This window comes from Streptomyces vinaceus (assembly GCF_008704935.1).
Classification (GTDB): Bacteria; Actinomycetota; Actinomycetes; order Streptomycetales; family Streptomycetaceae; genus Streptomyces; species Streptomyces vinaceus.
In genome coordinates this window covers 2,364,149-2,385,283 of sequence record NZ_CP023692.1, presented here as the reverse complement: position 1 = coordinate 2,385,283, position 21,135 = coordinate 2,364,149, and the positions used below count along the sequence as shown (strand labels likewise).

The following is a 21,135-nucleotide window of genomic DNA, read 5'->3' as shown; positions in this document are numbered from 1 at the left end:
CTTTCCCCGGGCCGTCACAGAATGCGGAGAGTGTCCCGGATCGCGTCAGTTGCTTCTCCGGTGGTGTACGAGTGTCGGGTCAGGATGATCCGTACAGGGGCGGGCGATTGACCCATTCGCGCGCCCACCCCGTATCGGCGGCTACTCGCTGCGCAGGCGGAACCAGTAGAAGCCGTGCCCCGCGAGGGTGAGCAGGTACGGCCATTCGCCGATCGGCGGGAAGCGCACGTCACCCGTGAGCTCCACCGGGACCCGCCCGTTGAACGACCGCAGGTCCAGCTCGGTCGGCTGCGCGAACCGCGAGAAGTTGTGCACGCACAGCACCAGGTCGTCCCCGTACTCGCGCAGGAAGGCCAGTACCGCCGGGTTGGACGAGGGCAGTTCGGTGTACGAGCCGAGGCCGAAGGCCGGGTTCGCCTTGCGGACCTCGATCAGCCTGCGGGTCCAGTGCAGCAGCGACGAGGGCGATGCCATCGCGGCCTCGACATTGGTGACCTGGTACCCGTGGACCGGGTCCATGATGACCGGCAGGTTGAGCCTGCCCGGATCGCAGGAGGAGAAACCGGCGTTGCGGTCCGGGGTCCACTGCATCGGGGTGCGCACCCCGTCGCGGTCGCCGAGCCAGATGTTGTCGCCCATGCCGATCTCGTCGCCGTAGTAGAGCACCGGCGAGCCGGGCAGCGACAGCAGCAGGGCGGTGAACAGCTCCATCTGGTTGCGGTCGTTGTCCAGCAGCGGGGCGAGCCGGCGGCGGATGCCGATGTTGGCCCGCATCCGCGGGTCCTTGGCGTACTCCGCGTACATGTAGTCGCGCTCTTCGTCGGTGACCATTTCGAGGGTGAGCTCGTCGTGGTTGCGCAGGAAGATGCCCCACTGGCAGCGGTCCGGGATCGCCGGGGTCTTGGCCAGGATTTCGGAGACGGGGTAGCGCGACTCTCTTCGTACGGCCATGAAGATGCGCGGCATGACGGGGAAGTGGAACGCCATGTGGCATTCGTCCCCGCCGCTCGCGAAGTCTCCGAAGTAGTCGACGACGTCCTCGGGCCACTGGTTGGCCTCGGCGAGGAGCACGGTGTCGGGGTAGTGCGCGTCGATCTCGGCTCTGACCCGCTTGAGGAGCTGGTGGGTGCGCGGCAGGTTCTCGCAGTTGGTGCCCTCCTCGGCGTAGAGGTAGGGCACGGCGTCGAGCCTGAAGCCGTCGATGCCGAGGTCCAGCCAGAAGCGCAGCGCCGAGACGATCTCCTCCACGACGGCCGGGTTCTCGTAGTTGAGGTCCGGCTGGTGCGAGAAGAAGCGGTGCCAGTAGTACTGCTTGCGCACCGGGTCGTACGTCCAGTTGGAGGTCTCGGTGTCGATGAAGATGATGCGGGCGTCCTGGTACTGCTTGTCGTTGTCGGCCCACATGTAGTAGTCGCCGTACGGACCGTCCGGGTCCTTGCGGGACTGCTGGAACCACTCGTGCTGGTCGCTCGTGTGGTTCATGACGAAGTCGATGATCACCCGCATGCCGCGGTGGTGCGCGGCGTCCACGAACTCCACGAAGTCGGCGAGGTCGCCGAACTCGGGCAGCACGGACGTGTAGTCCGCGACGTCGTAGCCCCCGTCGCGGAGCGGCGAGGCGAAGAACGGCGGCAGCCAGAGGCAGTCGACGCCCAGCCACTGCAGGTAGTCGAGCTTGGCGGTGAGCCCCTTCAGGTCCCCTACGCCGTCACCGTTGCTGTCGTGGAAGGACCGTACGAGCACCTCGTAGAAGACCGCCCGCTTGAACCAGTCGGGGTCGCGGTCCTTCGCGGGGGTGTCCTCGAACGTGTCGTGGACGGGATCGTTGATCATCATGTGGTGGGTGACCCTCCGGTGGGCGGGGACGGTCGCAGAGCCACGAGTACGTGTGCGGGCGTTCGGCCCGGCTCCAGGCGTACGTAGTTGGCGCTGCCCCAGTGGTAGGTCTCGCCGGTGAGCTCGTCGCGCACAGCGAGGGACCCGTGCCAGTCGAGGCCGAGTACCGGCATGTCCAACGAGACCGTCGCCTCCTGGGTGTGGTGCGGATCGAGGTTGACGACCACCAGTACGGAATTGGCGCCCGCGTGCTTCGAATAGGCGATCACCTGGTCGTTGTCGGTCGTGTGGAAGTGGATGTCGCGCAGCTGCTGGAGCGCCGGGTTGCGGCGGCGCACCCGGTTCAGGGTGGTGATCAGCGGGGCGATCGTGCGGCCCTCGCGGTCGGCGGCCGCCCAGTCGCGCGGCCGGAACTCGTACTTCTCGGAGTTCAGGTACTCCTCGCTGCCCTCCCGCACCGGGGTGTTCTCGCACAGCTCGTACCCGGCGTAGACGCCCCAGGTGGGGGAGAGGGTGGCGGCGAGGACGGCGCGCGCCTCGAAGGCCGGGCGGCCGCCGTGCTGAAGGTATTCGTGGAGGATGTCGGGCGTATTGACGAAGAAATTCGGCCGCATGACGGAGGCGGAGCGGGTACCCGCGAGCTCGGTCAGGTACTCGGTCAGCTCGGCCTTCGTGTTGCGCCAGGTGAAGTACGTGTACGACTGCTGGAAGCCGATCGCGGCGAGGGTGCGCATCATGGCCGGCCGGGTGAAGGCCTCCGCCAGGAAGATCACGTCGGGGTCGGACTTGTTGATGTCGGCGATCACCTTCTGCCAGAAGACGACAGGCTTGGTGTGCGGATTGTCGACGCGGAAGATGCGGACGCCGTGGTCCATCCAGTACCGCAGGATGCGGACCGTCTCCTCGACGAGCCCGGCCATGTCGGTGTCGAAGTGGATCGGGTAGATGTCCTGGTACTTCTTCGGCGGGTTCTCGGCGTACGCGATCGTCCCGTCGGCCCGGTGGCGGAACCACTCGGGGTGCTTCTCCACCCAGGGGTGGTCCGGGGAGCACTGGAGCGCGAAGTCGAGCGCGATCTCCATGCGCAGCTCGCGGGCGCGCGCGACGAAGGCGTCGAAGTCCTCGATCGTGCCGAGGTCGGGGTGGACGGCGTCGTGGCCGCCTTCGGTGGAGCCGATGGCCCACGGCACCCCGGGGTCCCAACTTCCAGCCGAAAGGGTGTTGTTCGGTCCCTTGCGGTACGTACTCCCAATGGGGTGGATCGGTGGCAGGTACACCACGTCGAATCCCATCGCGGCGATGGCCGGCAGCCGCTCGGCGGCGGTGCGCAGCGTTCCGCTCACCGGTTCCTCGCCGGGCTCGACGACGGCGCCCTCGGAGCGCGGGAACATCTCGTACCAGGAGCCGAAGAGGGCCCGCTTGCGCTCCACGACCAGCGGCAGGGCCTTGGAGGCGGTGACCAGTTCCCGGTACGGGCGCCGGGCGAGGGCGGCCTGGACCGGGGCGGCCAGGGCGGCGGAGTACCGCAGCTCCACGGGGCGGTCCTCGTCGCGCATGGCCTCGGCGGCGGCCAGCACGTGCTCGCGGCCGTCCTTCTTCGGGATCCGCGACCCGGCCCGTTCGTAGAGCTCGGCGCCTTCGAGGAGGGTCAGGCCGGGGTCGATGCCCGCCGGGATCTTGATGGCAGCGTGGGCCTGCCAGGTGCCGACGGGGTCGCTCCACGCCTCGACGGTGTACGTCCACCTCCCCTCGGCATCGGCGGAGACCCGAGCGCCCCACCGGTCGGTGCCGGGCGCGAGTTCGCGCATCGGCACGGGGGGCCGCAGCCGCCCGCTGGGGTCGCGGAGCACGACGTGGGCGGCGACGGCGTCGTGGCCTTCGCGGAACACGGTGGCGGAGATCTCGAAGACCTCCTCCACGACCGCCTTGGCGGGTCTGGCACCGCAGTCGACGGCGGGGCGGACGTCCAGAACGGGAATACGACCGATCATGATGGGATCACCTGGGGGCAGTTCGCAGGGCTCGGTGACAACAGCCCAGCCGGAACTCCGGCTGGTCGTGCACGCTCTGTTCGCTCTGTTTCTAGCCGCTCGGAAGACGGCTGGGCTGCGGGCATGGCCGCTCCTGTCCGCGTTCACTCGGGTGGCGGGAGAGGTGGTGGGGCGGGGTGCCGTGCGTGTACGCGGGGAGCCCTGCCCACTCTCACCCCGCTCAATCAGTGCACTCGGTTAACTACTCGTACGTAGTCGCGCGGCCCGGACCAAGTCCTTGGCCGACATCCATCGAGGCTCAGTCAAGTCCGTTGGGACTAACGGATGTACGCCCTGAAACCCTCGTCCCACCGGTCCCGCAGGCATCGTCTGTGACCGGGGATTTGGGCGGTGAGGGGCGGAATATCCGTAGTGACAGGGGCCTTCGATGGGTGGATCATGAGGTCGTCTCTGTGAGTTTCCTGTGCGCTTCCGCTCGCCGGAGTGTCCTGAATTCGCATCACTTTTTCCGAAGGATCGTTCCTCTTGCGTGCCACTCGTACGGTGGGTCTGCTCACCGCGGGCCTCGTCACTCTTCTCGGTGTCCCGGTCTCCGCGGCCGCGGGTGCGCCGGCCCCGCTCTACGTCGACAAGAACGACGCCGGCTGCTCCGACGCCGGCTCCGGAGCGCAGGCCGCCCCGTTCTGCACGGTCGCGGCGGCCGCCAAGGTCGTCGGGCCGGGCCAGACCGTGCGGATCAAGGCCGGGGTGTACGCCGAGGCGGTCACCGTCGACCGCTACGGCGAGCCGGGCAGGCCGATCACGTTCGACGGCGGCTCCGACGTCCAGTCCTCCCCGGAGCTTTCCAAGGGGCTCACGCTCAGCGGCGCCGCTCACGTGGTGGTCCACGGAGTGAGGGCCACCGGCGGCGTCAAGGTCGGCCGTTCCACCGATGTCGAGCTGGACCGGATGGACATCTCCCGGGGCAGGGCCGAGGCCGTTGTCATCGGCGAAGGCAGCACGGGCGTGCGCCTCACCCGGACCCGGCTGAGGGGAGCCGCCAAGGTCGAGGGAGGCTCCCGGGGCACCGTCCTCGGCCGGAACCTCCTCGTCGGCGTCTACCAGTCGGCGCTCACGGTCGTGGACGCGCCCGGCACGGTCGTCACCAACAACACGCTCGAAGGCATGTGCGGGGCGACCGTCTCGGTCGGCGGCGGCTCGACCGGCTCGGCGGTGTTCAACAACGTGCTGCACACCAACGCGACCTCGGTCGCCTGCGGGTCGGCCGAACCGCGCGTGGGCACAGCGGTGTCGCCGGAGGCCGCGGAGGGCACCCGCGCCGACTACAACCTGATCACCGGAGAGAAGACGCTGGCGGCCGCCTACACCTGGTCCGGCACCGGCTACCGGACGCCGGCCGCCTTCCAGGCCGCCACCGGCCAGGGCGCGCACGACATCCTGACCGCGTCGCGCGAGGGCGTCGGCGACATGCCCGGCTCGCCCACCATCGACTCCGCCGACCCGACGGCGCCGGGCGTACTGCCGAGCGACTTCGCCGGGGACCCGGTCGCCGACGATCCGGGCGTCCCCAACACCGGCAAGGACGGCGGCTACCTGGACCGCGGCGCCCACGAGGTCCAGGACGGTCTGAGCGAGGTCTGGATGGTCATCGACCAGACCTACGCCCCGGCCGGCACCCCGGTCGAGGTGCAGGCGGTCTCGAACAGCCAGTGGCCCACCACGATGGCGTACGAGGTGGACTTCGGCGACGGGACGGCCCCCGTCGTCACCCGCCAGGGCAACGGGGCCAACGCCGTCGCCACGCACGTCTACACCGGGCCGTGCACCTGCACGGTCAAGGTGACGGCGGTCAACGGCGTCGGCAAGAAGGTCTCCACCGAGAAGTCCGCCAAGGTGACCGCGGCCGGCCCGCTGACCGCCGCCTTCACCACGGAGCCGGTGCTGCCGGCCACGGACAGCCCGATGGACGGAGTCCGGCCGCTGACCATCCGTGTCGACGCCGGATCCACCAGTGCGCCGTGGCCGGTGGAGCGCATGTACGTCGACTACGGCGACGGCAGCCCCGCGCAGCAGGACGACACCCGGCACACCTACGCGGCGCCCGGCGAGTACAAGGTCACGGTCACGGTCCGCGACACCAAGGGGGCCGTGTCCACGGCCACGCGGAGCGTGAAGGTGGACTACGCGCCCTCCGGCTACGTCGCCACGGCGCCGTTCCGGCTGCTGGACACGCGCGCCGACGGCACCGCCCTGTGGGGCGGGAGCCCCACCGCGGTGACCCTGCCGGCCGGGCTGTCGGTGCCGGACCACGTCCTGTCCGGCGGCATGGCCGCGGCCGTGCTCAACGTGACCGTCACCGATGCCTCCGAGGACACCCACCTGAGCGTGTGGCCCTCCGGCCAGCCGCGTCCGGCGACCTCGAACGTCAACGTCCGCAAGGGCGGTACCTCCTCCAACACGGTCACGGTGCCGGTCGGCGCCGACGGCAAGGTCGCGGCCCAGCTCAACTCCGGCCGCGCCGCGCTCGTCGTCGACTTCGTGGGCTACTACCAGCCGGGCATCGGCCGGCGGTTCAGTCCGATCGCCCCGACCCGCCTCGCCGACACCCGCGCCGCCGGCGGAGCCCTCGGCGGCGGGCAGACGCGGACCGTCAAGGTCGCCGGCACGGCCGGGATCCCCGCCGACGCCACCGCCGTCGCCCTCAACCTCACCGGCACCGGCGCGACCGAGAACGCCCACGTCATCGCCTACCCCGACCCGGCGAAGCGGCCCGCGACCTCGAACCTCAACCTGGAACCCGGCAAGGACAAGTCCAACCAGGCCATCGTCCCCGTCGGCCCCGACGGCACCATCACCCTCTACACCAACACCGGCTCCACGCACCTGATCCTCGACGCCGTCGGCTGGTACGGCAAGGACGGCACGGCCCTGTTCAACCCGACCGTCCCGCGCCGCCTCGCCGACACCCGCACCACCGGCAAGCTCGCCCCCGGCGCCACCACCACCGTCACCGGCCTGCCCGCCGGAGCCCTCGGCGCGGCCCTCAACGTCACCGCGACCGACTCCACCGGCCCCGGCTTCCTGACCGCGTACGGATACGGGACCACCCGCCCCGGCGCCAGCAGCCTCAACACCCGTCCCGGTGACACCGTCCCCAACCACGTCACCACCCCGGTGGCCGACGGCCGCGTCAGCATCTCCAACAGCTACGGCGGCAGCACCCACGTGATCACCGACCTGCTCGGCTACTTCACCCAGGGCTGACCCGCCCCGTACCCGCCGCCCCGGCCACCCGTGCACCGCACGCGGCGGCCGGGGCGGCGGCGTCCGGGAGGGAAACCGGGGGCCTGCGGCGCCCGAGGCACCGTGGCAGGCGGGGCCCCGGTGAAGCTAGCCTTCCCGGGGTGATGCGCGGACGCACAGCGTGGTGCGGCCGCTTCGATCCGCAATCGCCTGCGAAGGTAGAACGTGTGAAGGCTATCCGTCGATTCACCGTGCGCCCCGTCCTCCCGGAACCATTGCTTCCGCTTGCCGATCTCGCGCGAAATCTGCGCTGGTCGTGGCATGCCGAGACCCGTGAACTCTTCCAATCCGTCGACCCCGAGGGCTGGCAGGCAGCCGGCGGCGATCCCGTCCGGCTGCTCGGCTCGGTCTCCGCGCCCCGGCTGGAGGAACTGGCCGGCGACCGGCGGTTCCTGCGGCGCCTCGCCGTCGTCGCCGCCGACCTCGACGACTACGTACACGGCGGGAGGTGGTACCAGAGCCACGAGGACCATGCCGAGCTCCCCGCCGGGATCGCCTACTTCTCCCCCGAGTTCGGGATCACCGCCGCCCTGCCGCAGTACTCCGGCGGGCTCGGGATCCTCGCCGGGGACCACCTCAAGGCCGCCAGCGACCTCGGCGTCCCGCTCATCGGCGTGGGGCTGCTGTACCGGCACGGCTACTTCCGCCAGTCCCTCTCCCGCGACGGCTGGCAGCAGGAGCACTATCCCGTCCTCGACCCCAACGAACTGCCCGTCTCCCTGCTGCGCGACGACGAGGGTGCGCCGGCCAGGGTGAGCCTGAGCCTGCCCGGCGGCCGGGCCCTGCACGCCCACATCTGGCAGGCCCGCGTCGGCCGCGTACCGCTGCTGCTCCTCGACTCCGACGTCGAGGACAACGACTCCGGCGCCCGCGAGGTGACCGACCGGCTCTACGGCGGCGGCAGCGACCACCGCCTCCTCCAGGAGATGCTGCTCGGCATCGGCGGCGTGCGCGCGGTGCGCGCGTACTGCCGGATCACCGGGCATCCCGACCCGGAGGTGTTCCACACGAACGAGGGACACGCCGGCTTCCTCGGGCTCGAACGCATAAGGGAACTGGAAGGGGAGCAGGGGCTCGGCTTCGAGGCCGCCATCGAGGCGGTGCGCGCCGGGACCGTGTTCACCACGCACACGCCGGTGCCCGCCGGCATCGACCGCTTCGAGCGGGCCCTGGTCGCCCGGCACTTCGGGCCCGGCGCGGAGCTGGCCGCCCTGCCGGTCGACCGGATCCTGGAACTGGGCGCCGAGTCCTACCCCGGCGGCGACCCCGGGGTCTTCAACATGGCGGTGATGGGTCTGCGCCTGGCCCAGCGGGCCAACGGTGTCTCGACCCTGCACGGGGCCGTCAGCCGCGGCATGTTCGCCGGACTGTGGCCGGGCTTCGACCCGGCCGACGTGCCGATCACCTCCGTGACCAACGGCGTGCACGCCCCGACCTGGGTGGCCCCCGAGGTGGTCCGCCTGGGCGTGCGCCAGATCGGCGCGGGGCGGACCGAGGACGCGCTGTCGGTGGGCGGCTCCCAGCGCTGGGACGCCGTCGCCGACATCGCCGACCAGGAGATCTGGGACCTGCGGCGCGTACTGCGCGAGCAGCTGGTGCAGGAGGTGCGCGACCGGCTGCGGGCCTCGTGGCTCCAGCGCGGGGCGGCCGAGGCCGAACTCGGCTGGGTGGACTCCGTACTGGACCCGGACGTGCTCACCATCGGCTTCGCCCGGCGCGTGCCCTCGTACAAGCGCCTCACGCTGATGCTGCGCGACCCCGAGCGGCTGCGCGCGCTGCTGCTCGACCCGGACCGGCCCGTGCAGATCGTCGTCGCCGGCAAGGCGCATCCGGCCGACGACGGGGGCAAGCGGCTGGTGCAGGAGCTGGTGCGGTTCTCCGACGATCCGCGGGTGCGCCACCGGATCGTCTTCCTGCCCGACTACGGCATGGCCATGGCGCAGAAGCTCTACCCGGGCTGCGACGTCTGGCTGAACAACCCGCTGCGGCCGCTGGAGGCCTGCGGGACGAGCGGGATGAAGGCGGCGCTGAACGGCTGCCTCAACCTGTCCGTGCTGGACGGCTGGTGGGACGAATGGTTCGAACCGGACTTTGGGTGGGCCATTCCGACGGCCGACGGGCTCGGCACGGACGAGGACCGGCGCGACGACCTGGAGGCGGGCGCCCTCTACGAGTTGATCGAGGACCGGGTCGCACCGCGCTTCTACGACCGGGCGGGCCGCAGCGGACTGCCGGTGCGGTGGATCGAGATGGTCCGGCGCACCCTGGTCTCGCTGGGTCCCAAGGTGCTCGCGGGCCGCATGGTGCGCGAGTACGTGGAGCGGCTCTACGCTCCGGCCGCCCGCGCCCACCGGACCCTGGACGCTGACGCGGCGCGGGACCTGGCCTGGTGGAAGGGGCGGGTCCGGGCGGCCTGGCCGAGGGTCACCGTCGAGCACGTGGAGGCGCTGGCGGCGGCACCGGTGGGCGGCACGGCCGAGCTCGGGGCCACCCTCACCCTGCGGGTCCGGGTGGCGCTGGACGCCCTCACGCCCGAGGACGTGGAGGTCCAGGCCGTCGCCGGGCGGGTGGACCCGCAGGACGTGATCCAGGGCGGGCGCTCCTTCCCGCTCAAGCCCACCGCCGGGCCCGACCTGGAGGGGCGCTGGATGTACGAGGGCCCGCTCGCCCTCGACCGTACGGGGCCCTACGGCTACACCGTACGGATCCTGCCCGCGCACCCGATGCTGGCGACGCCGGCCGAACTGGGGCTGGTCGCGGCCCCGGTGGAGACCGACGCGGCCGCTGACGCGGGCGGCGGGGTACTCCTGCGCTAGCGGCCTGGCGGCCGGCCCCACGGGGTCGTGCGGTTCAGGGGGCGGGCGGCGGATCGACCAGCCGCCCGCCCTCCACCAGCATCCCGGCCCGCTTGATGTTGCGCAGGGTCGGGATCACCTCCACGTGCTGGATGCCGGGGACCGCGCCGATCCGCTCGGTCATGTACGTGTAGAGCGCGTCGGTGTCCCGGCACACCACCGCGGCCATCAGGTTGGCCGTACCCGTCACCGCGGCCGCGAACGGCACCTCCGGATGGCCCGCCAGTGCGGCGCCCGCCTCCGCGAGCCGGGCCGGGGCGGCGGTCAGCAGCAGCGTCGCCTCCGCGTCGAAGCCCAGGGCCGAGGGGACGAGCTCCAGGTCGAAGTAGAGCGCCCGCAGCTCCCGCAGCCGGTCGATGCGCCGGCGGGCGGTGGACTCCGACAGACCGGAGGCCCGGGCGAGCTCCGGGTAGCCGGCCCGGCCGTCCTGGGCCAGCACCGCGAGCAGGGCGTGTTCGGCCTCGTCCAGGGCGTACCGCTCCTGCTCCTGTCCGTCCACCACGGGCGGCCTGGCCGGTGCCTGCCCCAGCGCCGCGATCTGCCCGGGCCGCAGTACGTCGAGGCCGCACCACCCCGACGGGCCGCCGTAGTAGACCCGCAGGATGGTGTGGGCGCTGACCCCGGTCACCCGGCGGGTGCGCGGGAGCTTGTCCAGCAGCAGCCCGTCGCGGTCCTGCCGGGTCCGGGCCTTGGTCAGACAGTTGATCTCCGTGCCGCCGGAGCCGAGCTTCACCCAGGCGATGTCCGGCCGCCGGGCCAGCGCCTCGGCCACCGCGAGCGCGGCGTCCGGCGCGCACTGCACCCGCAGCCAGGACTCGAAGAGCCCGACGCGGTTGCCCAGCGGCAGCCCGATCACCCGCAGCATGCCGGAGCTCCGCAGCCGGCGGTAGCGGCGCACCACCGTCTGGTCGGAGACCCCCAGCACCTCGGCGATCTTGCTGAAGGGAGCCCGCCCGTCGATCATCAGGGCCTCCATCAGGCCCCGGTCGAGCTCGTCCAGCGATGCGGGTGTCGTCATGGTTTCCATCATCGCAGGACGTTCGATGGGAGGAATCCGGCAGCGAGAGGGGTCTGGGTGGGAGGACCGGCCGACCGGGTGGGAGTTTGGAGCCACCGCCAACCCCTATCCACCACGTGCCGGGCCCCAGGGTCCCGAGGAGTTCTTCCATGCGTAAATGGCTCCCGCTCACCGCGGTGTGCCTCGGGGCGTTCATGCTCCTGGTCGACGTCACGATCGTGATGGTCGCCCTGCCCGACATGGCCGCCGACATGCACACTTCCTTCTCCGGGCTCCAGTGGGTCATCGACGGCTACGCGCTGGCCCTCGCCGCCCTGCTGCTCGGCGCCGGGTCGCTCGCCGACCGGATCGGCCGCCGCCGCGTCTACCTCGGCGGGCTCGGGATCTTCGCCGCCGCCTCGCTCGCCTGCGGGCTGGCCGACGGCCCGGCCGCGCTGATCGCGTTCCGCGCCGTCCAGGGCATCGGCGGCGCCGCGATGTTCGCCACCACCATGGCCCTGCTCTCCAGCGCCTACCAGGGCCGCGACCGCGGGGTCGCCTTCGGCGTGTGGGGTGCGGTCAACGGCGCCGCCGCCGCGGCCGGCCCGATCCTCGGCGGGCTGCTCACCCAGCACTTCGGCTGGCGCTGGATCTTCTTCGTCAACCTCCCCGTCTGCGCCCTGGCCGTGTACGTGACCCTGCGGTCGGTGGCCGAGTCCCGCGACCCGCGCGCCAAGGGCCTCGACCTGCCCGGCATGGCCGCCTTCACCACGGGGGCCGCGGCCGTCACGTACGCGCTGATCCGGGTCGGCGAGGACGGCTGGACCGGGGGCGCCACCCTCGGGCTGTTCGGCCTCGGCGTGGCCGCCTTCGCCGTCTTCGTCCTCGTCGAACTGCGCAGCTCCCGTCCGATGCTGGACCTTTCGCTGTTCCGCAGCCGCTCCTTCGTCGGCGTGATGGCCGGGGCGCTGCTGCTGTCCGGAGCGGCGTTCTCGTACCTGATGTACGTGTCCCTGTGGCTGCAGTCCGCGGAGGGGATGGGGCCGGTCTCCGCCGGCCTGGTGCTGGTGCCGCTGAGCATCTCCTCGTTCGTCGTCTCCGCGGCGGCCGGTCGGCTGCTGCACGGAGCTCCGGCGCGGCTGACCATCGGCGGCGGGCTGCTGCTGATCGGGGCGGGCGCGCTGCTCCAGGCCTGGATGACGGATGCGGGCGACGGCTGGCCGGTCCTGGTCCCGGGGCTGGTGGTGACCGGGCTCGGCGTGGGCATGGCCACCCCGGCCATGGCGGCCGCCGCGATGGGTGCCGTGGCCCCGGCCCGGGCGGGTATGGCCGGAGGGGCCCTGAACACCGCCCGGCAGCTCGGCATGGCGCTCGGCGTCGCGGTGCTCGGCGCGGTCTTCCAGGCCGGGTTGCGGGACGGGCTCAGCGGCTCCGGCCAAGGGCACGGCGCCGCCGAGGCGTTGGCCTCCGGGCGGGCCGGCCAGCTGCTGGCGACCGGGCCGGCGGCCAGGGCCTGGGTGGAGGAGGCCTTCGCGAGCGGGCTGCGGGGGACCTTCCTGGTCTCCGGGCTGATGGGGCTGGCGGGCGCACTGCTGGTGCTGGTGCTGGTCCGTACGCAGGCCGCCGCGGCGGCCCGGCCGCCGGCCGCGGCTCCGGTCCCGGTCCAGGGCTCCGCGGCGTCCGAACGCGCATCCGCGTAGCGCCGGGTGCGGGACCGTACGGGCGCAGGCCGCCGATCCGGGCGGGTGAACCTTCGAACGCGCTGCGCATGCCGAAACGTTCCGGCGGGGGGCGCCGCTCCTACGCTGCCCGCTGGATGCCACCGGACCGGCATCCAGTGCCCACAGAACGGAACGCCTCCCCATGCGTCTTCGCCCGACCGCCGCAGCGCTCCTCGGCGCCCTCGCCCTCGTCCTGCCGACCGCAGGCCCTTCGCTGGCCGGCGGTAACGACGACCTCGGCCGGCTGCAGTACATCATCGACAACGACGAGCGCGCGCAGATCCGTCCGTCGGACAACGACACCTGCTACGAGCTGACGGACACCTCGCGGGGCCGCCCGGCGACGGCGGTGCACAACGGCACCGAGTCGCGGGCCCTGCTCTACCCGAACCACGGCTGTGGCGGCCGGGTGGAGCGCGAACTCCAGCCGGGCGACACGGTGTACAACGTCGAGGTCCTCTCGGTGACCTTCGTGCCGACGCACACCCGCCGCGACGACTGGGGCGACAACCGCCGCGACGACTGGCGGGACGACGACTTCCGCTCGCACCGCATGCCGCTGGACGACCCCGAGCAGGAGCCCGGCCAGGAGCAGCGCGACGAGCCCGGCCGCGACCAGGACCAGGGCCGCGATCAGGACCACGGCCGCGACCAGGACCAGGGCCGTGACCACGAGCAGGGCCGCGATCAGGACCAGGGCCGTGACCACGAGCAGGGTCAGGACCAGGAGCAGGGCCAGGAGCCCGGGCGCGACCAGGACCACGGCCGTGACCAGGACCAGGGCCGTGACCAGGACCAGGGCCGTGACCAGGACCAGGGCCGTGACCAGGATCAGGGCCGTGACCAGGATCAGGGCCGTGACCAGGATCAGGGCCGTGACCAGGATCAGGGTCGGGACGAGGACCAGGGTCGTGACCAGGATCAGGGTCGGGACGAGGACCAGGGTCGTGACCAGGATCAGGGTCGGGACGAGGACCGGCGCGACGAGCGCCACCAGCGCGTGCCGGACTTCCTCGACTCCATGATCCGCCGCATGGGCTGACCCCCCGGCCCCGGTGAACGCGAGGGCCCGGCACCCACTCGGGTGCCGGGCCCTCGCGCCGTACGCACCGCAGGCGCCGGCCCCCGCCGCCGGCCACCGCACCACGTCCGCCGCCGTGTACGGGGACGCGCCCCGGGAGAGCCTCGGCAGGAACCACAGGTTCTTGCCGATCGTCACGAACCCCTCGGGCCGGGTGGCCTCGTCCCGGGCCAGGTAGGCGGCCAGCACCGGGCGGCGCAGCGGCCCCGGTAGGTGCCCGGCCAGGGCGCGGCGGGGTCGAAGGCGTGGTCCAGCGGCCGCTCGTCGCCCTCCGCCGCGAGCCGCGTCACGCAGGGTTCGCAGCGCGCCAGCCGGTCGGCGAGGGCAGGGATCTGACCGGGGACGCCCGCGCCCACGCGCACGTGGTCGACGCCTGCCAGGACCGCGCCGGACATCGCCGGGGCGGTGGCGAGCTGGACCTTCTCCAGGCAGTTGACTCCGACGACACCATCGTGTCCCTCCTTGGCGAGCCGGACCTCGACGAAGTTGCCGAGGGCGGTGGGGACTTCCGCCGGGGAACCGCCCGCGGCGCGCAGCCGCGGGGTGGTCCGCATCCGGGCGTCCGGGCCGGAGCCGGGGCCGTCCGGGCGGAAGTAGCAGTCGAGCGCGGTCTGCGCGAGTTCGGGGAGCGGGAAGGCGGACGGGGCCCGGCGCGCCGGGGCGCAGGTCCCGTACGGCAGGGGTACATGGAACAGGGCCGCCCGGGAGGGTCTCTCCCGGACGGCCCCGCGTTTTCAGTGGGTCAGCCGTGTGGCTTCACCTGCCCCGGTGGGGTTCAGAAGGTGAGCTTCCAGCTGTCGATCTTGCCGGTGTCCAGCGTGGCGGCATCCCGGACGCGGAGCTTCCAGGTGCCCTGCGCCACCTCGGAGGAGGCGTTCACGGTGAACTGCTGGACGATGTTGTCCGCGCTGCCGCCGGTGCGGTTGCGCAGGTTGTAGACGGTGCCGTCGGGGGCGACGAGGTCGACCACGAGGTCACCGACGTAGGTGTGGACGATGTTGACGTCCACCTTGAGGGCGCTCGGGGCGTTGCCCGTGCGGGTCACGGCGATCGGGGACTCGACGGTCGCGTTGTCCGCGATCGCGTAGTCGTTCGTGTTCTCGAACACGTTCTGCTGGGACGTGCCGACGGTCCAGGTGAAGGACGCCGTGCCCGTCTTGCTCTGCGAGTCGGTCACCGTCACGGTCACGTTGGACGTGCCCGCGGTGGTGGCCGTGCCCGAGATCAGACCGGTCGAGGAGTTGATCGACAGGCCGGCCGGCAGGCCGGTCGCCGCGTAGCTGAGCGCACCCGGGTTGGTGCTGGTCGCCTGGACCTGGAGGCTCACCGCGGTGTTGATCTGGGTGGTCTGGTTGGCGATCGGGGTGACCGAGACGCCGGAGACGATGCGGGCGCCGACGTTGATGCCGGCCCAGGCGTTGGCCACGTTGTTGTACGTGGTCGAGCCCTGGCCGTACAGGTCGGCGGCGGCCTGGAGGGTCGCCGTACGGGCGGCCGCGTAGTTGGTGTTGGACTTGAAGTAGCCCACCGTCAGCGCACGGAACCAGATCTTCGCGGCGGCGTCACGGCCGATCGCGGTGACCGGGAGGTTGTCCGAGGTCGGCGAGTTGTAGCTCACGCCGTTGATGACCTTGGCGCCGGAGCCCTCGGACATCAGGTAGTAGACGTGGTTGGCCGGGCCCGAGGAGTAGTGGACGTCGATGCTGCCGATGCCCGAGTACCACGCGTCCTTGGAGCCGCCGTCCTTGCTCGGCTTGTCCATGTAGCGCAGCGGGGTGCCGTCGCCGTTGATGTCGATCTTCTCGCCGACCAGGTAGTCGCCGACGTCCTGCGGGTTGTTGGCGTAGAACTCGACGTTCGCCGCCATGATGTCGGAGGTCGCCTCGTTCAGACCGCCGGGCTCACCGCTGTAGGTCATGTTGCCGGTGACCGAGGTGAGGCCGTGGGTCATCTCGTGGGCGGCCACGTCGATGGACGTCAGCGGGTGCGTGTTGCTCGTACCGTCGCCGTACGTCATGCAGAAGCAGGAGTCGTCCCAGAACGCGTTCACGTACGCGTTGCCGTAGTGGACCCGGCTGTACGGGGCCACGCCGTCGTTGCGCAGGCCGTTGCGGCCGTGCACGTTCTTGTAGTAGTCCCACGTCAGCTGTGCGCCGTAGTGCGCGTCGGCGCCGGCGGTCGCGCGGTTGGACGCGGCGCTGTTGCCCCACACGTCGGTCGTGTTGGTGAAGAGGCTGCCGGTGCCGGAGCTGCCGCCGTTGAGGTCGTACGTCTTGTGGTTGCCGCGCCCGGCGTCGGTCAGCGTGTAGTTGCTGCCCGACTGGGAGGTGCCCATCGTGACCTGGCCGCTGTACATGGTGTTGCCGGTGCCGGTCTCGATCGCCTGCCACTGGGTGATCTTCGCGCCGGTCTTGGCGTCGGTGACCACGTGCAGTTCGCTCGGGGTGCCGTCGTCCTGGAGGCCGCCGACGACGGTCTCCCAGGCGAGGACGGGGGCGCCTTCGGCGGCCCAGATCACCTTGCGGGCGCTCTTGGACGCCTTGGCGTCCTTGGAGCCCGCGGCGTTGGCCGCGGAGACGGCCTGGCCCTCGGCACCCGCCGGGGTCACGGTCGCCGTGGTGTCCGCGACCTTGATCTCGTGGTTGGTGGCCTTGGTGATGCTCTTGGTGACGCCGCCCTTGGCGTGGACCGTCAGGTCGCCGCCGAGCACGGGGAGTCCGCCGTAGGTGCGCTCGTACGTGGTGTGCGTGGTGCCGTCGGCGTCCTTGACGACGTCGCGTACGACCAGCTTCTCCTGCTCGCCGAGGCCGAGGGCCTTGGCCGCCTGGACGGTGGTCGAGTTGGCGTCGGCTATGAGCGTCGCACGCTCGGACGCGCTGAGGTTGACGGCGGCCGCGCCCGGGTTGGACTTGGCGGAGGGTGCCTGCGACGCGGTGGCGTCGGCGCTGGCGGTGCCGGCCTGGATGCCGACGGCGAGCAGTGCGGCGGCGGCGACGAGAGCGCCGGCCGCGGTGGCACGCCTGTGGGGGGTGTGACTCAACGCAGACTCCTTCTGCAAAGGGGGCTCCGGATGGCTGGGTGGGCCTCCGGGCAGAGCAGGCTGGTGCGTAGAACGGATCGAAGAGTGCCAGCTGCCGGCGTCGATGTCAGGGCCGCGTCAAAAGGTTGGCCGGAAACGGTTCGTTGACCGATGAGACGTATCCGGTATCCGGACCATTCACCTTCGCGTGCGAAAGGGGGGTCCGATATCTGGAACGGTTGGTACCGGTTGCTAACACTTGCGCAACAAGAGGCCTCGTTCGGGCAATCGGCATTTGTCGTACGGGCGTTTGTCGTACTGTTTCCCGGTGCGCCAGTTGTCCGAAGCCAGGGGAAGCCACGGGCACGCGCCACTGTCATAGACCACGTGCCAGGGGGGCCCATGAGGCATGTCCATTTTCCTGCGCAAAGACTGGCCGGAGCGGCGGCTGCGGCGGCGGGGCTCGCTGCGGCGCCTGTGAGGCGCATCGGCGACAAGGCCCGCTGGTACCTGCCCGCGGCCCTCACGGCCGACTTCCTCGGCGCCGCGGTCCCCGTGGGGCTGGTCTTCCACGCGGCGCAGCAGGTCCGGCCGGTGTACTGCGCCCTCGGCGCGGCGCTCGCCTGGACCGGCGTGCAGGCGGTGCGCCGCCGCTACGCCTCCCGCGCGCTCGGAGAATCGCGCGGAGTGCTGCCCGTCCTGCACGACTGGCTGATTCTGATCGGTGTCCTGGCCGTCGCCCGCGTGGTGACCGGTGAGAGCACCCCCCGGCTGTCCGCCCTCGGCGCCCTGCTGCCCGCCCTCCTCGTCACCGTGGCCTGCCACAAGCTGACCTACCGCCACCTCTCGGCGGCCCGCCGCGAGGCGCACGCCGTCAGCCGCGTCCTGGTCGTCGGCGAGCCCGGCGCGGCCGGAGCCGTCATCGAACACCTGGCCGCGCGCACCGACCACCCGTACGTGGTGGTCGGCGTGGTGCCCGTCGGCGCCGGCCCGCTCGAAGGCGGGGTGCCGGTCGCGGCCCGGCTCGACGAGAGCGCGCCCGAGGCCCCGAACGCGGACTCCACCGCCGTGCTCGGCGCCGTCCGCAGCCACCACGCCGACCTCGTCCTGGTCGCCCCGGGCGCCCGGATCGCGGGGGAGCGGCTGCGCAAGGTCGCCTGGGCGCTGCACGACGCGGGGCTGGAACTCGCCGTCTTCCCCGGGCTCGTGGACGTCTCCGTCAAGCGGCTGGAGACCGTGTCCGCGGGCGGCCTCGCCGTGCTGCGGGTGGCGCCGCCGGTGAGCCGGGGCGTACAGACCCTGCTCAAGTCCGTGCTCGACCGCACCGGGGCGGGGGTCGGACTGCTCCTGCTCTCGCCGGTCTTCCTCGGCATCGTCCTGGCGATCCGGCTCGGCTCGCGCGGCCCGGCGTTCTACCGCCAGCAGCGCATCGGGCGCGACGGGGTCCCGTTCACCATGTGGAAGTTCCGCACCATGGTCGTGGACGCGGACCGGCTCAAGAACGAGCTGTCCGGGGCCAACGAGAACGACGGCCTGATGTTCAAGATCCGGCGCGACCCCCGGGTGACCCGCGTCGGCCGGCTGCTGCGCCGCACCTCCATGGACGAACTGCCCCAGCTGCTGAACGTACTGAGCGGCCACATGTCACTGGTCGGCCCGCGCCCGCCCCTGCCGGAGGAGGTGGCCCAGTACGACGAGGTCGAGCTGCGCCGGCTCACCGTACGGCCGGGCATGACCGGGCTGTGGCAGATCAGCGGGCGCTCGGACCTCTCCTGGGACGAGACGATCCAGCTCGACCTCCAGTACGTGGACAACTGGTCCTTCACCAGTGACGTCGACGTCATGGGCCGTACCCTCCGCGCCGTCGTCGACGGCCGCGGAGCGTACTAGGGGGTGCCCGGCGGACGTGTGCTCAGCCCTGCTCGCGCCACCACCGGTAGGTGGCGGCGATCCCGTCCCGCAGTCCGATCTCCGGCTTCCAGCCCAGCGAGGTCAGGCGCGTGACGTCGAGCAGCTTGCGCGGGGTGCCGTCCGGCTTGGACGTGTCCCAGGCGAGCCGGCCGCGGAAGCCGGTCACCTCGGCGACGGTCTCGGCGAGGGTTTTGATGGTGAGGTCCTCGCCGCAGCCGATGTTCACCGGCTCGTCCCCGTCGTAGGTGCCGAGCAGCACCGCGCAGGCGGCCGCCAGGTCGTCCACGTGCAGGAACTCGCGACGCGGGGTCCCGCTGCCCCACAGCGTGACCTCCTCGCGGCCCTCGGCGGCGGCCTCGTGGAAGCGCCGGATCAGGGCGGGCAGTACGTGCGAGGTCTCCAGGTCGAAGTTGTCGCCCGGGCCGTAGAGGTTCGTCGGCATCGCCGAGATGTACGAGGCCCCGTACTGCTTGCGGTACGACTGCACCTGCACGATGCCGGCGATCTTCGCCAGGGCGTACGCCTCGTTGGTCGGCTCCAGCGGGCCCGTCAGCAGGGCGTCCTCGCTGATGGGCTGCGGAGCCAGCTTCGGGTAGATGCAGGAGGAGCCCAGGAACAGCAGCCGGCCGACGCCGGCGGCGTGCGCGCCGCCGATGACGCTGAGCTGGATCTTGAGGTTGTCCTCCAGGAACTGCACCGGGTACGTGCTGTTGGCCATGATCCCGCCGACCTTGGCGGCGGCCAGCACGACGGCGTCGGGGCGGACGTCCTTCAGGTACGCCTCCGTGGCGGCGGCGTCGCGCAGGTCGAGGTCGGCGCGGCCCCGGGTGAGCACCTCGTGGCCGTCGGCGGTGAGCCGGCGGGCGACCGCGGAGCCCACGAGGCCGCGGTGGCCCGCGACGAAGACGCGGGCGTTCGGGGGCAGGAGCGGCAGCGAACTTGTCATACCGCCGATGATGCCAGCCCGCGTCCGCGGGGGGCGGGGGAGGTCCGGCCCCGCCGCCGGCGGCCGTCCCGGCGGGCCCGGTCCCGCGCCGGCCGGGCGCGCCGGAATCCGCCCGAAGGGGGCGGCGCGACGCCGTGTACGGTACGCATCCAACCCCTCGGGCCCCGCGGCCGTACGCGCGTCAGGTCCGGCGCGCAGCCGGGGCGCGGCCCCGGCCGGGCGGGACCGCGCCACCCGTGCGGTACGGCTCCACCGGCGAGCCGCACCGCCGCCATCGAGGCCCTGCCTCACCAGAACAGACCGATACGACCCCCAGGGGGACCCAGATGGGCAAGACCGCACTGATAACCGGCGTCACCGGGCAGGACGGCTCGTACCTCTCCGAGCTGCTGCTCTCCAAGGGCTACACGGTGCACGGCCTGGTGCGGCGTTCCTCCAGCTTCAACACCGAGCGGATCGACCACATCTACCAGGACCCGCAGACCGCGAACCGGTCCTTCGTCCTGCACCACGCCGACCTGTCCGACGGCGTGGCGCTCGTGAACCTGCTCCGCGACATCCGGCCCGACGAGGTCTACAACCTCGGCGCCCAGTCGCACGTCCGGGTCTCCTTCGACGCGCCCCTCTACACCGGCGACGTGACCGGCCTCGGCGCCCTGCGCCTGCTGGAGGCGATCCGCGCCAGCGGCGTGGACACCCGCATCTACCAGGCCTCGTCCTCGGAGATGTTCGGCGCCACCCCGCCCCCGCAGAACGAGAAGACCCCGTTCCACCCGCGCAGCCCGTACGGCGCCGCGAAGGTGTTCGCGTACTGGACCACGGTGAACTACCGCGAGGCGTACGACATGTTCGCCGTCAACGGGATCCTGTTCAACCACGAGTCCCCGCGCCGCGGCGAGACCTTCGTGACCCGCAAGATCACCCGCGCGGTGGCCCGGATCAAGGCCGGGCTCCAGGAGCACCTCTACCTGGGCAACCTCGACGCGGTCCGCGACTGGGGCTACGCGCCCGAATACGTGGACGCCATGTGGCGGATGCTCCAGCAGGACGAGCCGACCGACTACGTCGTCGCCACGGGCGTGGCCGCCACGGTCCGCGAGTTCGTCGAGTCCTCCTTCGCCCACGCGGGCCTCGACTGGGCGGAGCACGTGCGCTACGACCCCAAGTACGAGCGCCCGAGCGAGGTCGACGCCCTCATCGGCGACGCCTCCAAGGCCAACGAACTGCTTGGCTGGAAGCCGACGGTGCTCGTGGCCGAGCTGGCGCGGATCATGGTCGACGCCGACATCCGGCAGGTCGAGGACCAGCTGGCGGGCGCCACGGTCCGCATCGACCGCTGAAGGCCTTATATTTCCCCTACGATTTGCCGTGTCCCGGTCATCTCCACTGGTATCGGTGGGTGTGGCCGGGGCAAACCTGCCGTATGTCCGCTGTGCCCCCTCCAACCTGAACCGTTCATTCCAAGTTGGTATGCA

The 21,135-nt window shown here is 71.7% G+C and carries 12 protein-coding genes; 6 read left to right on the top strand and 6 right to left on the bottom strand.

The window, feature by feature from the left end; all coding sequences use genetic code 11:
- Positions 1–141: 141 nt before the first annotated feature.
- Both treS and CP980_RS10315 read right to left on the bottom strand, forming a co-directional pair.
- The gene (gene treS, locus CP980_RS10320; RefSeq protein WP_132756858.1) at positions 142–1,836 is read right to left on the bottom strand and encodes a maltose alpha-D-glucosyltransferase; all 1,695 of its coding nucleotides are present in this window, start codon (positions 1,834–1,836) and stop codon (positions 142–144) included.
- The gene (locus CP980_RS10315) at positions 1,833–3,827 is read right to left on the bottom strand and encodes an alpha-1,4-glucan--maltose-1-phosphate maltosyltransferase (RefSeq protein WP_132756860.1); all 1,995 of its coding nucleotides are present in this window, start codon (positions 3,825–3,827) and stop codon (positions 1,833–1,835) included. The genes treS and CP980_RS10315 overlap by 4 nt, the downstream gene beginning before the upstream one ends.
- A gap of 525 nt (positions 3,828–4,352) precedes the next feature.
- Between CP980_RS10315 and CP980_RS36360 the strand changes: the two genes are divergently transcribed.
- Both CP980_RS36360 and glgP read left to right on the top strand, forming a co-directional pair.
- Positions 4,353–7,091 (top strand): PKD domain-containing protein, encoded by a 2,739-nt coding sequence (locus tag CP980_RS36360; RefSeq protein WP_150528032.1) that lies wholly within the window; start codon positions 4,353–4,355, stop codon positions 7,089–7,091.
- Positions 7,092–7,297: 206 nt separating this feature from the next.
- Positions 7,298–9,946: an alpha-glucan family phosphorylase gene (gene glgP / locus CP980_RS10305; RefSeq protein ID WP_132756864.1), complete on the top strand. Its 2,649-nt coding sequence runs from the start codon at positions 7,298–7,300 to the stop codon at positions 9,944–9,946.
- Between the two features lie 34 nt (positions 9,947–9,980).
- Here glgP and CP980_RS10300 read toward each other — a convergent pair whose 3' ends face one another.
- Complete coding sequence (locus tag CP980_RS10300; RefSeq protein WP_150528031.1) at positions 9,981–11,003, bottom strand: Lrp/AsnC family transcriptional regulator; 1,023 nt, start codon at positions 11,001–11,003, stop codon at positions 9,981–9,983.
- 149 nt (positions 11,004–11,152) lie between these two features.
- Between CP980_RS10300 and CP980_RS10295 the strand changes: the two genes are divergently transcribed.
- Both CP980_RS10295 and CP980_RS35060 read left to right on the top strand, forming a co-directional pair.
- A complete protein-coding gene (locus CP980_RS10295; RefSeq protein ID WP_150528030.1) occupies positions 11,153–12,682 on the top strand; it encodes an MFS transporter in 1,530 nt (509 codons plus the stop codon).
- 163 nt (positions 12,683–12,845) lie between these two features.
- The gene (locus CP980_RS35060; RefSeq protein ID WP_167535818.1) at positions 12,846–13,745 is read left to right on the top strand and encodes a hypothetical protein; all 900 of its coding nucleotides are present in this window, start codon (positions 12,846–12,848) and stop codon (positions 13,743–13,745) included.
- Positions 13,746–13,918: 173 nt separating this feature from the next.
- Here the strand turns inward: CP980_RS35060 and CP980_RS10285 are convergent, their stop codons facing one another.
- A complete protein-coding gene (locus CP980_RS10285) occupies positions 13,919–14,338 on the bottom strand; it encodes a hypothetical protein (RefSeq protein WP_150528029.1) in 420 nt (139 codons plus the stop codon).
- Between the two features lie 221 nt (positions 14,339–14,559).
- Positions 14,560–16,824, bottom strand: a complete 2,265-nt coding sequence (locus tag CP980_RS10280) for a M4 family metallopeptidase (protein ID WP_150528028.1) — start codon at positions 16,822–16,824, stop codon at positions 14,560–14,562.
- A gap of 381 nt (positions 16,825–17,205) precedes the next feature.
- Between CP980_RS10280 and CP980_RS10275 the strand changes: the two genes are divergently transcribed.
- Positions 17,206–18,693: a sugar transferase gene (locus CP980_RS10275; RefSeq protein WP_150528027.1), complete on the top strand. Its 1,488-nt coding sequence runs from the start codon at positions 17,206–17,208 to the stop codon at positions 18,691–18,693.
- A 22-nt stretch (positions 18,694–18,715) separates the two neighbouring features.
- On the opposite strand, the gene CP980_RS10270 is transcribed toward CP980_RS10275, so the two are convergent.
- Positions 18,716–19,660, bottom strand: coding sequence for a GDP-L-fucose synthase family protein (locus tag CP980_RS10270; RefSeq protein ID WP_132756875.1), 945 nt, complete (start codon positions 19,658–19,660; stop codon positions 18,716–18,718).
- A gap of 326 nt (positions 19,661–19,986) precedes the next feature.
- Between CP980_RS10270 and gmd the strand changes: the two genes are divergently transcribed.
- A complete protein-coding gene (gene gmd, locus CP980_RS10265) occupies positions 19,987–21,000 on the top strand; it encodes a GDP-mannose 4,6-dehydratase (protein ID WP_099889386.1) in 1,014 nt (337 codons plus the stop codon).
- Positions 21,001–21,135 lie beyond the last annotated feature (135 nt).